Source organism: Bradyrhizobium nivariense (assembly GCF_029846695.2).
In the GTDB taxonomy this organism is placed as follows: domain Bacteria; phylum Pseudomonadota; class Alphaproteobacteria; order Rhizobiales; family Xanthobacteraceae; genus Bradyrhizobium.
In genome coordinates, this window is record NZ_JARWCR020000015.1 from 119,880 (window position 1) to 135,127 (window position 15,248).

Consider the following 15,248-nt stretch of genomic DNA (forward strand, 5'->3'; position numbering starts at 1 on the left):
TTTCCCTCCCTCGACCTTTCGGCGCTATCGCGCGCCGATCGCCTTGAATTTGCGCACCTGATCCGTCAGCGCCCGCTCGACCGGCAGCCGTTCCATCGAGGAGGCGCCGTAGAAGCCGTGGCAGTTGTGCGTGTTCCTCATGATGAAATCGGCGTCGTCCGGATCGGCGATCGGGCCGCCATGGGCGAGCACCAGAATGTCCGGATTGACGCTGAGCGCGGCGGAGGCCCAGGTGTCGATGTGCGCCGGGCAATCCTTCAGCTTGAGCGCGGTCTGCGCGCCGATGGTGCCCCCGGTCGTCAGGCCTAGATGACAGACGATGATATCCGCGCCCGCGATCGCCATCGCGGCGGCTTCCTTCTCGCTGAAGACGTAGGGCGTCGTCAGCAGGTCCTTCTCGCGCGCCTTTGCGATCATGTCGATCTCCAGCGCATAGGACATGCCGGTCTCTTCGAGATTGGCGCGGAACACACCGTCGATAAGTCCGACGGTCGGAAAGTTCTGCACGCCGGCGAAGCCGAGCGCCTTCAACTGGTCCAGGAAAAGATCCATGTCGCGGAATGGATCCGTACCATTGACGCCGGCGAGCACTGGCGTCCTGGTCACAACGGGCAGCACTTCGCTGGCCATCTCCAGCACGATGGCGTTGGCGTCACCGTAGGCCATCAATCCCGCGAGCGAGCCGCGGCCGGCCATGCGGTAGCGACCGGAATTGTAGATGACGATGAGGTCGAGCCCGCCAGCCTCCTCGCACTTGGCCGACAGGCCGGTGCCGGCGCCGCCGCCGACGATGGGCTCGCCGCGCCTTGCCATGTCGCGGAACCGTTTCAACAGTGCAGCGCGTTCAAACCGGGCCATCGGTCACCTCGCTAGTCTCCGGCGCGCCCCGGCGCGGCCGAACAATGTTCGGAACGCGCTGACAATGGTGGAGGCGAACTCGGGATCGTTGATGTTCTTGGGGACGCGGATGAGCTGACGGTTGGCAGTCTGCCGCACGTTCCGCTCCAGCGTGCGGAACAGCGCCGCATCGGCGTCCGGATCCCAGAATGGCTGTGCTCGCGCGTCGAGCGCGGACACGCCGCCCTCGGGCAGGAAGAAGCGCACCGGGCCGTCCATCCGGTTGAGCCGATCTGCGACCCAGTGCCCCATGCGCTCGTTCTCCTCCGCCGTGGTCCGCATCAGGGTGACCTGCGGGTTGTGGACGTGGAATTTCCTGCCGCGGTAGCGCTCCGGGATGGTCTCGGGGGCGCCGAAATTCACCATGTCCAGCGCGCCCACCGAGCCGACATAAGGCACCCGGCTGCGGATGATGGCGCCAAAGCGGTCGTCGGTGGCCGGGAACACGCCGCCCATCAGGAGATCGCCGACCTCCGTAGTCGTGATGTCGATGATGCCTGCGAGCTGTCCGGAATCGACGAGTTTCTCCATCGAGCGGCCGCCAACGCCGGTGGCGTGGAAGACGAGGCACTCGAAATCCTCGCGCAAGTCGGCCGCGATCTTCTGCACCGCGGGCGTGGTGACACCGAACATGGTGATGCCGACCGACGGTAATCCGCTGTCGCCGCCATCCTTCCGTGCATGCTGATCGAGGCGCGCCTTGACCATGCCGGCTAGCGCATGGGCGCCATTGGCGAGCACGGCGCGCGAGATCGAGTTGAGGCCCTGCACGTCGGCGACCGAATGCATCATGGTGATGTCCGCGGGGCCGACATAGGGCCCGACGTCGCCGGAGGCGACGGACGAGATGATCAGCTTCGGCACCCCGACAGGAAGGGTCCGCATCCCCGGCGCGACCAGTGATGCTGCGCCCGAGCCGCCCGCCGAAATCACGCCGGCAACATTGCTCTGGCGCCGCAGCCAGCTGACGAAGGCCTCGGCCATCGCGGTGACGGCAGCGCCGCGGTCGGGTCCGAACACCGCCGATCCGCCGCGACCATGGTTCAAGGCGATCTCCTGGGCGGAGACGTCGCTGGTCGCGTGCCTGCCGCTGGTGGAGACATCGACCAACCGCGTGCGCAGGCCGGTCCCGGCGATGATGTCGCGGATGAAGCGGAGCTCCGTGCCCTTGGTGTCGAGCGTACCGACGACGAGCACGACCGGGGGGCCCTGCGTTTGCGCCGCGACCGGTTCGCGCCTGCGCCGTGCCGTCTCGTCGAGACGCATCACCTGTGTCGAGAGCGTGCGGGCCGCGGCCTCGATGCGAGCGATCGGCACCGGCTGCGACCAGCGCGTCGGCGGCGTCGGGTTAGACATGTAGATGCGGATCGGGCCGCCTGGACGCGTTTGCTGCGGGGCAGGCTTCGCCTCCGCACCCGCCGCCGGCACGTCGAGGTCGAGCTCGAGCTCGGCGTGCAATCCGACACCGAGCAGGCGCCGCTGCAGTTCGCGGTCGGCGGCGAGCCGCGCCGAATCGATGATGCGGTTGACGCGACCGTTGACCATGATCGCGACGTTGCGCGACACGGCCGTAGCCACGCCGATATTCTGCTCGATCACAAGTACGGACATGTCGCCGTCCTCACCAAGCTGTAGCAGCATCTCCTCGACCTGGGCGACGATAACAGGCGCAAGCCCCTCGGTGGGCTCGTCCATGATCAGGAGCCGCGGGTTGGTGAGCAACGCGCGGGAGATCGCGAGCATCTGTTGCTCGCCGCCGGAGAGCTGGCCGCCGCCGTGATCCTTGCGCTCGGCCAACCGCGGAAACGTCTCGTAGATGCGCTCGACCGTCCAGGCGCCGCGGCGCAAGCCGGCGGCAAGCTGCAGATGCTCGTCGACGCTGAGCGAACGCCACAGCCGCCGTCCCTGCGGGACGTAGCCGACGCCGAGTCGGGCTATGTGGGCGGCCGGCCGCCGGGTGATGTCATCGCCGCGGACGCGGATCGAGCCGCCGCTGACCGGGGCCAGCCCCATGATGGCCTTGCACAGCGTGGTCTTGCCCATGCCGTTGCGGCCGACGACCGAGAACACGCCGGCATCGAGCGTCAGGTCCACGCCCTGCAGCGCATGCGAATGGCCGTAGTAGACGTCGAGGCCGCGGACCTCGAGCGCGGCGGCGGAACGGCGGGCCTCATTCATGGCCGCCTCCGAGGTAAAGCTCCTGCACCTCGGGATCGGACTCGATCTCCTGCGGACGGCCCTCCTTGAAGATGCGCCCGTTGTGCATCATCGTGACGCTCTCGACGACGCGCAGGGCCACGTCCATGTCGTGCTCGATGATGATGTAGCCGATATGCGCCGGCAGCGAGGTCAATATCTCGATCAGCTCGGCCCGCTCGGTCGGCGACAGTCCCGCGGCTGGTTCATCGAACAGGACGAAGCGCGGCGCGCCGGCAAGCGCCAGTGCGATCTCGAGCTGGCGCTGCTGGCCATGCGCGAGCTCGGCAACGTGCTGATCCTTCACGCCCGTGAGATGGACGGCCTGCACGAGATTGTCGGCCGCGTGCATCAGCGCGTCGTTCTGACCGGGGCGGAGAAACGAGAAGCGCCCCCGCGAGACGCCACGGCAGGCGAGATAGACATTGTCCTGGACGGTGAGGCCGGGGAACAGCGCGGAGATCTGGTAAGTCCGGCGCAGGCCGCGGCGGATGCGCTCGTAGGGCGGGAAGTGCGTGACGTCCTCGCCGAAGAAGCGGATGGTGCCGGAAGAGGGCGGGAAGTCGCCGGTGATGCAGTTGAACAGCGTGGTCTTGCCGGCGCCGTTGGAGCCGAGCACGGCGCGCCGTTCGCCGGGGCGGACGGTCATGGTGACATCGGTGAGCGCCGCGAGCGCGCCGAACAGGCGCGTCACGCCGCGAAGCTCCAGCGCCGCGCCGGCGCCGACGGCAGAGAGGCGTTGCGCGACGCTATCCATGGCCGGATCCCTGGCTGTGACGTCCGCTTGAACGGGCCGCGGCGGAACGTTGGCGGTGCCGCCAGCTCTGCCAGAGTCCGATGACGCCGTCCGAGGACCAGAACACGATGGCGAGGAAGCCGAGGCCGATCAGGAGCCGGAAGCGGTTGCCATCGAGCCCCAGCTTGACCAGGAAGTCGAGTGCGAAGGTGCGCAGCAGCACGAAGATCAGCGCGCCGATAAAGGGACCGATGGGCCGCGTGATGCCGCCGACGACTGCGATGATGAGGATATCGATGCAGGCTCCAACGCTCACGGATCCCGGCGAGATCTGGCGGTAATTCCAGACCTGGAGCACCCCGGCCAGCGCCGCGACGAAGGACGCGAAGGCGTAGGCCGCGACACGATGCGCATTGACGTTGAAGCCGAGTGCCGCCATGCGGCGGGGATTGTCGCGTACACCTTGCAGCGCCAGGCCGAACGGCGCGCGGGAGATGTAGTCGACTGCGAGGTAGCAGAGTGCGGCTACCGCGAGCACGATATAGTAGAAGGGAATGTCGGCGCGCCAGTTGACGCCCCAGAAATGTGGCGTGGCAACGGTGTTGATGCCGGTATGACCGTTGAAGATCGCCCAGTTCTGGTTGGTGAAATAATAGAACGCCGCGCCGATCGCGAGCGTGATCATGATGGTGTAGATGCCCGCGGTGCGCACGGCGAGCGCGCCGCCGAGCGTGCCGAAGATGGTCGCGAGCGCGAGCGCCATCGGGACTGCAAGCCACCACGGCCAGCCCAGGCTGATATTGGCGTTGCCGCTGACGCCGAACACCGCGACCATATAGGCGGAGAAGCCCGCGATGGTGAGCTGCATCAGGCTGACCATGCCGCCATAGCCGGCAAGAAACATCAGACTCAGCGCCATGATTCCGAGGATCATCGTGGTCGCAAAGATTTCGATCAGGAAGAAGCCGTTGGCGATCAGCGGCATGATCAGCAGAATGGCCGCGACGATCCAGATTGCAGGATTGTCGATCTCCGGCCATCCGCGCAATTTGGGGCGCTGCACCGCAGCGGTGGGACGAACCGTGACGCGGGCGTCGTGAGCGAGGGACATGTCAGCGCCTCGCCAACAGGCCCTGCGGCCGAACTGCCAGAACCAGCACCATGATCAGAAAGGTCACGACGATGGCGTAGGTCGGGATGTAGACCGAGCCGAGCTGCTCGGCGAGGCCGATGATGAGCGCGCCAAGCGCAGCCCCCGGGATCGAGCCCATGCCACCGACGATCACGACGACGAGGGAGGCGAGCAGGAAGCGGATATCCTCGCCGGGCGAGAGCGACTGGAAGGTTCCGCCGACGACGCCGGCGATGCCGGCAAGCCCGGCGCCGAGCGCAAACACCACCACGAAGACGAGCTGAATCCGCACCCCGGTCGCAGCCAGGATGTCGCGATCGTCGACGCCGGCGCGGATGATCATGCCGATGCGCGTGCGGTTGAGCGCCAGCCACATCGCCACGCCGATCACGACGGAGGCGGCGAAGATCACGAGCCGGACCAGCGGATAGCGGAGATAGACCGGCTCGCCTGAGGATTTGACCGCGGTGACCAGCGGCAGTTCCACAGGTCCGATCAGCCAGTTCGGGGTCTGGATCTGATAGAAGTCGCCGCCGCAGGCCCACAGCATCAAATCGGCGAACACGATCGAGAGCCCGATCGTCACCATGGTTTGCCGCAGGTCCTGGCCCTCCATGCGACGGAAGACGACGAGCTGAAGCAGGACGCCGACCAGTGCCGTCAGGATGAAGGCGACGATGAAGCTGAGGATCCAGGAGCCGGTCGAGGCGCTGATGGCGTAGCCGACATAGCCGCCGAACAAATAGAGCGAGCCGTGCGCAAGGTTGACGTTGCGCATCAGGCCGAAGATCAGCGTGAACCCGCTTGCGACGAGGAAATAGAGCCCGCCGAGCGTGATGCCGTTGAAGACGGCGTTGAGGAAGACGCGCTTGCGGCCGATCGCATCTTCAAGGCCTTGCGGCCACACCGCGAAAATCAGCCAAAGCGCCACCGCGATCACGATGATGATAATCAGTGCCCAGGCGGGATGGCGTTCGACAAAGCGGGTCATGATCGCCGCTCCGTCGTCACGTCACCCCATCTCTCACCCCGCAAGCGGGGCGAAGGGGCACGCAGACCGTTGCCGGCCGCAAGCCCTGCCATGAACGTGCGCTCCCTATCGAGCGCGATCCTCTTTTCGGGACCGCGTTTGGCGCATCCTAATGCGGCTGTCGGGAAGGCGCTTGATCGTGAGTATCTTTTCGCGCGCCGTCAGGCGCGCAAAACCTTGGCCGCGCGGCGATAATCGGTCGGCGCCATGCCGACATTGGCGGCGAAGAAGCGGGTGAATCCGCTCTGCGATGAGAAGCCGAGATCGAAGCCGATATCGGCGATCGGCGCTTCGCTCGCCACCAGCGCCTCCAGCGCCTGCTCCATCATCAGCGTGTTGAGATAGAGGTGTGGCGTGACGCCGGTCTGGGTGCGGAATAGCCGGTAGAAATGCGGCCGCGACAGGCCGGATTCGCGCGCGATAGTGTCGAGCTCGATCTCGGCGCCGGGACTCTCCGACATCATCTTGATGCACTTGCGCACGCGAAAATCTGTGACGGAGCCGTTTGCGCGCGGATCGCGCGCGGTCGCGGCCTGCTGCCAGCTTTCGTCGTAACAGATATCGATCAGACCTCTCAGCTCGCCATCGAGGCTGTTGAGCGAGGGTGCGCCGCACACGAGGGCGGCTGCGTGCCTGATATGCTTGTCCAGCGCAACCGACCGCGTGAACTGGGTACGGCCGAAGCGCAGGCGGTCGGCGCCGGGCGCATCGGGCGCGAACCACTCCGCATTGACATAGAGCACGAAGAAAACGGCGCCGCCTTCGAGATCGGACGGCAGGAAATTATGCGGCTCCCACGGATTGATCGCGACGACGGAACCTTCGGTGAGTTCGTAGCGTCCGTCGCTGACATCGATGCACGCGGAACGCCCGCCGACATGGAAGATCAAATGACCTTCTCGATGTGCGTGGATGTTGAAAGGGCGGTTCAACTGATAGACCGTCGCCCGACCGAAGCGGCCGTGGAAGACGGCGAGCGCCCGGCTCATGCCTTCTCTCCCAAAAGCTCTTGTCGTTTTTTTGGTAGCGTTCAACAACCGGGGAGAGAATGCAAGGGCGCACGTGTCGCGCTCTTTGCAAATCTCTCCCCGGTCAGCCGCCGTTCGCGAACGAGACTACGTCAGTACTTCTTACATTCCGGTACCGTGCGGCTTGGCAAGCCGATCTTGGCGAACACCGCGGGATCGTAGCCTAGCGTCTGGTTGACGTTCGGGATCACCTTCACGACCTTTGAGAACAGCGCGCCCTTGCCGTCGTCGACGACCTCGGTGACGAAATTGGTGCCGATCGCCTGGCGGTTGGAGTCCAGCTTGATCTTGCCGTTGGGTGCGTCGAGTTCGATCTTGGCGAGGGCTTCCTTGTACTTGGCCTGGTTGTTGGAGAGATCGCCGTTGACCTGACGCAGCGCCAGGATCAACGCCATGGTCGAGCCGTAATAGTTGGTGGCGAGCAGCGATGGGCTCGGGAAGCGCTTGTTGGGCGGGAAGGCGTCCTGATAGTCCTTCACGAACTTCTGCCAGCTCGGGTTCTCCCAGGTGTCGGCCTGGCCGCTCGCGGCCAGCGTGCCGATCAGCGCGTTCTTGGCGTTTCCCTTGGACGACAGGATGGTCTGGTCAATCATGATGGAGCCGCCCATCAGATGGGCCTTGCCGCCGGCCTGCTGATACTGGTTCAGGAAGTTGACGGCGTCGGCGCCGCCGAGGCCGAGATAGATGGCATCGACATCATCGGGCAGCGCGGCGATGACGGAAGCAAAATCCTTGGTGCCGAGCGGCACCCATTGCCGGTTGGTGACCTGACCGCCGGTACCGCAGAATTCGAGCACGAGCCCGAACACTTGCGTGTAAATGAAGGAATAGTCCTCGCCGACGGTTGCGATCTTGCGATAACCCTTGGTTTCATAGGCGTATTTGCCGAGGCCCACCTGCCACTGCGCGCCATCCATGTTGTAGCGGAAGAAGTTTGGGGCGGGATCGACATAGGTCGTTTCCTGGGCACCGGAGGCGGCGTTGACGAAGGTCAGCTCTGGATGGGTCTTTGCAAAATTCTTGACCGCGATGCCTTCGTCTCCGGACAGCGGCGACAACAGGATCTGCACCTTGTCCTGCTCGATCAGCTTGCGCACGGCGCGCACGGCGGAGTCGGGCGTCGCGTCGGTCGAGGCGATGACAAATTCGAGTTCCTTGTCGCCGACCTTCTTGCCGAGCACGTTGAGCGCCGTTTGGAAGCCGCGGATGCCGTCCTCGCCGAGCACGGTGTAGGTGCCTTCGAGGGTCGCGGTGACGCCGACCTTGATCCTCTCCTGTGCGAAGGCGGTGCCCGAAAGTAACAGGCTGCTCAACGCGATCAGTCCTAGACTGCCTTTCAACATTGCTCTCCTCCCTGGGCGTTCTTGTCGCTGTTTTTCACCGCACCCTCGCGCGTCCGCCGCGCGGTGCGGCGTTCGGGCAAGGTCAACGGTTCTTGGAAGGGAAGCTAACCGAACTCGGATGCAGTGCACGTATCGGAGCCGTGCGCGGCTTAACGGGCAGTCTCATTTTGAATGCTGCGTCGCGATTAACCATCGCGGTGCAACAGGCGTCAGGCTTGCCGAATTTGCACGCGCGGTGCGTGAGGGCCGAGATCCTCCGAATAGGCCGTGCATCGAGGCTTTGAGCACAAGCCTGGTCCGGTGCAAATCAAGGGACGGCCGGGGTGCAAATGTCGAATCCGAATAGAGCCCGACGGCGTCTTCGGCTCAAGTCTCGAAGAACGGATTCGCTGGTCGCTTAAGGCCAAGGTGATCGCGCAACGTCGTCCCCTGATAATCAGCGCGGAATAATCCACGCTGCTGCAGAATCGGTACCACGAGCTGGACGAAATCCTCGAACCCTTCGTGGAAATACGGCGGCATCACGTTGAAGCCGTCGGCCGCATGTTCGTCGAACCAGAGCTGTAGCGTATCGGCGATGCGTTCGGCCGAGCCGCACAGCACCCAATGGCCGCGGGCGGCCGCGGTGAGATTGTAGAGATCGCGCAGCGTCATGTTCTCGCGGCGGCCCTTGGCGAGCATCACGCTGGCGAAGCTGTGATAACTGTCGGACGGCGCGATGTCTGGAATCGGTCCGTCGAGATCGTAGGCCGACATGTCCCGGCCGAAGCGATCGGACAGGATGGCGAGCGCATTGCTGCCGCTGATGAAGCTCTGGAGCACGTTGAGCTTCTCGAACGCCTCCTTGTCGGTGCGGCCGACCACGGGCATCACGCCGGGCAGCACCGTGACATCCTCGGCCTTGCGTCCGAACGACGGCAGTCGATTCTTCAGCGAAGCATAGCCGGCCTTGGCTTCGTCGATATCCTGCACCACCGAGAACACGATATCGGCGGTGCGCGCGGCGAGCGCCTGGCCGGCCTCGGAGCCGCCGGCCTGCAGCACGACAGGGTGGCCTTGCGGGACGCGGCCGATGTTAAGCGGACCCTTCACCTTGAAGAACGGGCCGTCGTGATCGATCGCGCGCAACTTGGCCGGATCGATGTAGAGGCCGCTGGCGCGGTCTGCGACGATGGCGTCATCGGCCCAGCCGTCCCACAGGCCCTTGACGACGTCGAGGAACTCGCCGGCCATCTCATAGCGGCGGGCGTGGTCGGGATGGGCGGTGCCGAAATTGGCAGCGGTCGCCGGATTGGCTGTCGTCACCGCGTTCCACGCCGCGCGGCCTTTGGAAATGTGATCGAGCGAGGCGAAGACGCGCGCAACCGAAAATGGATCGCTGTAGGTGGTGGAGACGGTCGCGCCGAGCCCGATATGGCTGGTCGAGGTCGCGAGCGCGGCAAGCATGGTCAGCGGCTCGAGCCGCAGCGTGTAGGAAGGATGGGCGGCCGCGTCGGCATAGAGATTGTCGCCCATGAAGATCAGATCGAACTTGCCGCGCTCGGCGGTGCGGCCGATCTCCTGGATCGCCGCGAAATCCTGAAAACTGTCCACCGCACCGGGATAGCGCCAGCCTGCGACATGGCTGCCGGTTCCGAGGATGAAGAGGCCGAGATGCATCTGTCGTTTCATGGCATCATGTCCAGAACAGGATCTTACGTTCGAGAAAGCCGATCAGGCCGAAGAAGGCGAGGCTGGCCGCGGACGCCACGAAGATCGCCGCCCAGACCTGGACGAAGTCGATCTGAAGCACGGCCTGGTAGATCACCCAGCCGAGCCCGCCATGCGCGCCGAGCATTTCGGTGACGATCGCCACGATGACGCTACGCACCGTGGAGACGCGCATGCCGGCAAGCAGCAACGGCAAGGCGGTCGGCAGGCGCAGGCGCCACAGCACGCCAAAGCGGCTTGCGCCGAAGCTGCGCATGAGATCGATGGCACGACGATCGACACGATCGAGGCCGGCCAGCATCGACAGCAGGATGGTGAAGCTCACCGCCATCGCCACCATCACGATCTTCGAGCTGACGCCGATGCCGAACCAGAGCAGGATCAGCGGCGAATAGCCGACCACGGGCACAGAGTTGATCGCGGTCACGAGGGGCAGGATTGCGGTGCGAAGGGCCGGCACCAAGGCGATGGCGACGGCAAGGCCGATACCGATCAGGCAGCCGAGCCCGTAGCCCACGAGCGCTTCGACGAGGGTATAGCCGGCGGCGTCGACCAGCGTTGCGCGCTTGGACCAGAGTCCCGCCACGATGTCGCTGACGGCAGGGAGAACGTAGGCTGGCAAATGCAGTCCGCGGGCCGCGCCTTCCCAGCACGCGATCAGAAGGACGGCGCCCAGGATGCCGCGCTGGACGGCGAGCGAAGGGGAGGCGAGCGCGCGGCTCATTGCTCGGCATTCCAGAATATCAGCCGCCGCTCCACCGCGGCGACGACCGCATAGAAGCCGGTGCCGAGCAGGGCGGCCGCGAGCAGGGCGGCCCAGATCGCGACGACGTTCTCGGTGAACATGGCCTGGAGCAGCAGGACGCCGAGCCCGGTGGTGTCGCCGAACCATTCGCCGACGATGGCACCGACCAGGCTGAGCGACGCGGCAAGCCGCAACGCCACGAAGATCTGCGGCAACGCGGTCGGAAGCTGCAGGCGCAGCAGAAGCTGGCGATTGGAAGCGCCAAAGCTGCGCATCAGCGCCATCTGCTTGGGATCGACCGTCTCCAGGCCGAGCAGCGTATTCACCGTCACCGGAAAGAAGGTCAGATAAAACGCGATGATCGCCTTGGCGAGCAGTGTATTGCCGAACCACAGCACCACCAGTGCGCCGAACGCTATGACCGGAATGGTCTGCGACACCACGAAGATCGGAAATACCATCTCGCGCAGCGCACGCATGCGGAAGAATGCGATGCCCGTGATCACGCCGAACGCGCCGCCGGCGGCAAAACCGATCAGCGTCTCGGCAAGCGTGCGCAGAAAGCCATCGACATAGGCGCGAGGTGTGGCCGCGATCGCCATCAGGATCGTGCTGAGGCGGGGCAGATAGTAGGGCCGGATGCCGAACAGCCGCACCGCGCCTTCCCAGATCACCGCCGCGATGGCGAGCCCGAGCAGGAGCCGGAGCAGCTTCAGCAGCGAAGTCGGCATCGCGACTGACCGTGTCGCCATCTGGCCCTGCCCGAGCGACGTTGCCGCATGATCGTTCACGGCTGCCGATCCGCCAGCGGGACGCTCTGGATGAAGCTTGCGTCATAGGCAGCGGCGAGATCGAGCGGCTTGGAGATCACGCCGTATTTCAGGAAGAAGTCGTGGGCGGTCTTGACCGCGTCGGCGTCGATCCAGAACATGCCGTTCTTCGCCGCCGCGCCTGATGTCATCAGACGCTTCACCTCGGTGAGCATGAACTCCTGCTGCGCGCGATCGAGCGTGGGGGCTGTGGCCATCACGGTGTCGACGGCGCCCTTCGGATCGGCAAAGGCATCCTTCCAGCCCTTGAGCGAAGCCCGCAGGAACGCCTTGACGAGCTCCGGCTTCTCCTTGGCGGTGGCCTCGGCCACGATCAGCGTGTCGCGCGGGAAGGTGATGCCGTAATCCTCGGCGACGAAGGTCTTCAGGTTGTCCTTCGGCATGCGGGACTGGATGGTGTAGAACTCGTTGTAATAGGTCGCCGTGACCACATCGACGCTGCCGTCGACGAAGGGCGTCACTGACACCTGTTGCGGCTGGATCTTCAGCTCATCCGGCTTGATGCCTTCCTTGGCCAGCATGCCGTTCAGCACATGGTTGGCGCCGGTGAACCAGGTGGTGACGGTCTTGCCCTTGAAATCCTGCAGCGTCTTGACCGGCCCGTCCTTGCGGGTGACGAAGATGAACGGCGTGATCTGATGCGACACGCCGATGCAGACGATGGGGAGTCCCTTGTCGCGGGCGGCGAACACGCTGTCGGTGCCGCCGGACAGGCCGAATGTGTCGGCGCCGGTTGCGACCAGATTTTCGGTGAGGAGATTGGGCCCGCCGGGATTGATGGTGAGGTCGATGCCCTCCGCCTTGTAGTAGCCCTTGGCTGCGGCGACGTAGAAACCGGCGAACTGCGCCTGCGGCAGCCATTTCAAGCGCAGGCTCGCCTTCTGCGGCTCGGCTGCAGGCGCAGCCGCTACAAGCGAGCCGGTCGCCAGCGCGATAGCGGAGAGGACTGAGAAGGCGTGGCGTCGGCTCAACATGGTCATACTCCAGGCGGTGAAGATCAATTGCGATAGGACGGATCGGTGCGGTCGAGCTGGCGCATCAGCGCCGGCCATTCGCGTTCGCCGGGCACGAGGATGTCGCCCTGCAACTCCCAGAACTGGCGCGCGGCTTTCTCGCAGACCTCGTGGGGCGGCATCACCAGCACGGCGCCGGCTGCGGCGGCCGCCTGCATCTGCAGCTGGATCCGGGCGGCGCGCTCGAAGTAATAGAGCAGCATGAAGGCCTCACCGGGTGTCCGGCCGACGGTGAGGATGCCGTGGTTGCGCATCAGCATGACCTTGTGTTTGCCGAGATCCCGCACCAGACGCGCCTGCTCATCGAGATCGATGGCGACACCTTCGTAGTCGTGGAAAGCCTGCCTGTCGTAGAAGCGCATCGCGAACTGGCTGAGCGGCAACAGGCCCTTCTCCTGCCCGGACACCGCGACGCTCGCATCGGAATGGGTATGCAGCACGCAGGCCGCGTCGTGGTTCGAGGTGTGGATCGCGGCATGGATGACGAAGGCCGCGACGTTGACGGCGTGCGGTGTGTCGTCGAGCTTGGTGCCGTTGGTATCGATCTTCACCAGGCTCGAGGCCATGATCTCGTCGAACAGCAGCCCATAGGGATTGATGAGGAACTGATCGTCCTGGCCGGGGACGCGCAAGGAGATGTGATTGTAGATCAGGTCGTCCATCCCGAGCTTTGCGACCATGCGATAGCAGGCCGCAAGCTTGACCCGGGCATCCCATTCGGCTGGCTCGATCCCGTGCGCTGCGGCGTGTGGCTCTCTTGCTGACACCGCGTTCACTGCGTCTTCTCCTGCGCGATGGAGGATTGGAACGATTTCATGCTTTCCTCCTCGATCGCATCCAGCAGCGTGCGCTTGAGACGGACGAATTCGGGGGAGGTGACGATCTCCGGCCGGCGCGGGCGGGGGAGATCGACGACCTGTTCGAGCTTCACCGAGCCGGGACGCGCCGTCATGACGAGCACGCGGTCGCCGAGGAAGATCGCCTCGTCGACGTCATGGGTGATGAAGAGAATGGTGCGGCGGTATTTCTGCCAGACGTCGAGCAGCCAGCGCTGCATCATTGCTCGCGTCAGTGCGTCGAGCGCGCCGAACGGCTCGTCCAGCAGCATCAGGTCGCGTTCGAACAGGAACGTGCGCATCAAGGCCACGCGCTGGCGCATGCCGCCCGACAATTGATTGGGATATTGCTTCTCAAAGCCGGCCAGCCCGAACTCGGGCAGCATCTTCAGCGCCTTGGCGCGCGCCTGATTGCGCGGCATGCCCTCGACCTCGAGCGCGAGAATGGCGTTGTCCACGACGTTGCGCCACGGAAACAAGAGGTCGCGCTGCGGCATGAAAGAGACGCGGCCGAGCAGATCGGCCGCGTGGCAGCTCTTGCCCTCGAAGCGCAGGATGCCGCCGGCGTCCGGCTCCTCCAGTCCGGCGACGATGTTGAAGAGGGTGCTCTTGCCGCAGCCGCTCGGGCCGACGACGGTGACGAACTCGCCGGGAGCGATGTTCGCCTGAAGGCCCGACAGCGCTGCGACGGGGCCGAAGGTCTTGGTCAGCGCACGCAGTTCAAGCAGCGGCTCAGGCTTCAGGTCCGCCTGCGCGGCTTCGGTGATCGGTCCGGGATTGGGAAGGCGGGCAGCCTGCACCGGGATGTCCTTGTATAATGGCGGCGGTCATTCGCATACGAAAGCAGACCGGGTCGAAATCTCTTAGCAACTCGTGTGCCAGTGCGATTTCCGGGTAAATGAGGCATAAGATTTGCGAGGTCGACGACGAATAGGTCGGAGTCGCACGCGCCTCCGAGACAAAATCGGTCGTTTCGCTGGAAGACGGGTGCCATTTTGTATACTTATACTGGCATTGGAGAAACATGATGGCGGATATTGGTGCACATGTCGGAGGCAGACGCGTGAAAAACGGGCAAGAGTCCCTGGCGCCAAGCCCCGGCATGACGCTCGCCGAAGGCCTCCGCCAGAAGCTCGAGGGCGCGATCGCGGCCGGCCATCTGGAACCGGGCAGCCGGCTCGACGAGCAGGAGATCGCCCAGCGTTTCGGCGTCTCGCGCACACCGGTGCGGGAGGCGTTCCGTCTGATGGCCGCCAACCATCTGGTCGAACTGCGCGGGCGGCAGGGAGCAACCGTTCGCAGCATCAAGGCCCAGGCGCTGATCGAGATGTTCCAGGTCATGGCGGAGCTCGAAGGGCTCTGCGCCCGGCTTGCCGCGCGGCGCGTCTCGCAGGCCTGGGGTAACGAAATTGGAGAGATTCATCAGCGTCTTGTGGCTTCTGGCGAGGCCGGTGACATCGATGTGTTCTATGATATCAACCAGGAATTCCACGAGGCGATCTATGAGGCCTCGCGCAATACTTTCCTGGCTGAGCAGACCCGCAAGCTGCGCAATCAGGTGGCGGCGTATCGCCGCCGGGTGACGCGCATGCCGAACCGGATTGCCGATACTGTCCGCGAGCACGAGGCCATCATGCAGGCGATCCTGGCCCACGATCCGGAGCGTGCGCACAGCGCCATGCGCGACCACGTCAACCTGCTTGGCGACAACCTGCTGGACTTCCTGGCCGCCTTCGAATGACCTCCCCGTCG

Annotated in this window: 14 protein-coding genes; 1 reads left to right on the top strand and 13 read right to left on the bottom strand. The window is 64.7% G+C overall.

Annotated features, from left to right (window positions below; genetic code table 11):
* Positions 1-24 precede the first annotated feature (24 nt).
* From QCM77_RS15075 to QCM77_RS15135, 13 genes are all read right to left on the bottom strand, one after another.
* Positions 25-858 (bottom strand): phosphoenolpyruvate hydrolase family protein, encoded by an 834-nt coding sequence (locus tag QCM77_RS15075; protein WP_279684089.1) that lies wholly within the window; start codon positions 856-858, stop codon positions 25-27.
* Between the two features lie 3 nt (positions 859-861).
* Positions 862-3,075: an ABC transporter permease gene (locus QCM77_RS15080; RefSeq protein WP_279684090.1), complete on the bottom strand. Its 2,214-nt coding sequence runs from the start codon at positions 3,073-3,075 to the stop codon at positions 862-864.
* Positions 3,068-3,850 (bottom strand): ABC transporter ATP-binding protein, encoded by a 783-nt coding sequence (locus tag QCM77_RS15085; protein ID WP_279659791.1) that lies wholly within the window; start codon positions 3,848-3,850, stop codon positions 3,068-3,070. Before QCM77_RS15085 ends, QCM77_RS15080 begins: the two co-directional genes overlap by 8 nt.
* Positions 3,843-4,940: a branched-chain amino acid ABC transporter permease gene (locus tag QCM77_RS15090; RefSeq protein WP_279684091.1), complete on the bottom strand. Its 1,098-nt coding sequence runs from the start codon at positions 4,938-4,940 to the stop codon at positions 3,843-3,845. The genes QCM77_RS15085 and QCM77_RS15090 overlap by 8 nt, the downstream gene beginning before the upstream one ends.
* 1 nt (position 4,941) lies before the next feature.
* Positions 4,942-5,952: a branched-chain amino acid ABC transporter permease gene (locus QCM77_RS15095; RefSeq protein ID WP_279659789.1), complete on the bottom strand. Its 1,011-nt coding sequence runs from the start codon at positions 5,950-5,952 to the stop codon at positions 4,942-4,944.
* A gap of 200 nt (positions 5,953-6,152) precedes the next feature.
* On the bottom strand, positions 6,153-6,980 hold the full coding sequence (locus tag QCM77_RS15100) for an AraC family transcriptional regulator (RefSeq protein WP_279659788.1): 828 nt from the start codon (positions 6,978-6,980) through the stop codon (positions 6,153-6,155).
* A gap of 131 nt (positions 6,981-7,111) precedes the next feature.
* Positions 7,112-8,362, bottom strand: a complete 1,251-nt coding sequence (locus tag QCM77_RS15105; RefSeq protein ID WP_279684092.1) for an ABC transporter substrate-binding protein — start codon at positions 8,360-8,362, stop codon at positions 7,112-7,114.
* A gap of 366 nt (positions 8,363-8,728) precedes the next feature.
* On the bottom strand, positions 8,729-10,033 hold the full coding sequence (locus tag QCM77_RS15110) for an LLM class flavin-dependent oxidoreductase (RefSeq protein ID WP_279684093.1): 1,305 nt from the start codon (positions 10,031-10,033) through the stop codon (positions 8,729-8,731).
* Between the two features lie 4 nt (positions 10,034-10,037).
* Positions 10,038-10,796, bottom strand: coding sequence for an ABC transporter permease (locus QCM77_RS15115; RefSeq protein WP_279659785.1), 759 nt, complete (start codon positions 10,794-10,796; stop codon positions 10,038-10,040).
* Positions 10,793-11,608, bottom strand: a complete 816-nt coding sequence (locus QCM77_RS15120) for an ABC transporter permease (RefSeq protein WP_279659784.1) — start codon at positions 11,606-11,608, stop codon at positions 10,793-10,795. Before QCM77_RS15120 ends, QCM77_RS15115 begins: the two co-directional genes overlap by 4 nt.
* Positions 11,605-12,621, bottom strand: coding sequence for an ABC transporter substrate-binding protein (locus QCM77_RS15125; protein ID WP_279684094.1), 1,017 nt, complete (start codon positions 12,619-12,621; stop codon positions 11,605-11,607). The genes QCM77_RS15120 and QCM77_RS15125 overlap by 4 nt, the downstream gene beginning before the upstream one ends.
* A 23-nt stretch (positions 12,622-12,644) precedes the next feature.
* Positions 12,645-13,436 (bottom strand): class II aldolase/adducin family protein, encoded by a 792-nt coding sequence (locus tag QCM77_RS15130; RefSeq protein ID WP_279684095.1) that lies wholly within the window; start codon positions 13,434-13,436, stop codon positions 12,645-12,647.
* On the bottom strand, positions 13,433-14,296 hold the full coding sequence (locus tag QCM77_RS15135) for an ABC transporter ATP-binding protein (protein WP_279684096.1): 864 nt from the start codon (positions 14,294-14,296) through the stop codon (positions 13,433-13,435). The genes QCM77_RS15130 and QCM77_RS15135 overlap by 4 nt, the downstream gene beginning before the upstream one ends.
* A gap of 302 nt (positions 14,297-14,598) precedes the next feature.
* Between QCM77_RS15135 and QCM77_RS15140 the strand changes: the two genes are divergently transcribed.
* Positions 14,599-15,237 carry a GntR family transcriptional regulator gene (locus QCM77_RS15140; protein ID WP_279684097.1) on the top strand — a complete coding sequence of 213 codons (639 nt, stop codon included), beginning with the start codon at positions 14,599-14,601 and terminating at the stop codon, positions 15,235-15,237.
* The last annotated feature ends 11 nt before the right edge of the window (positions 15,238-15,248 follow it).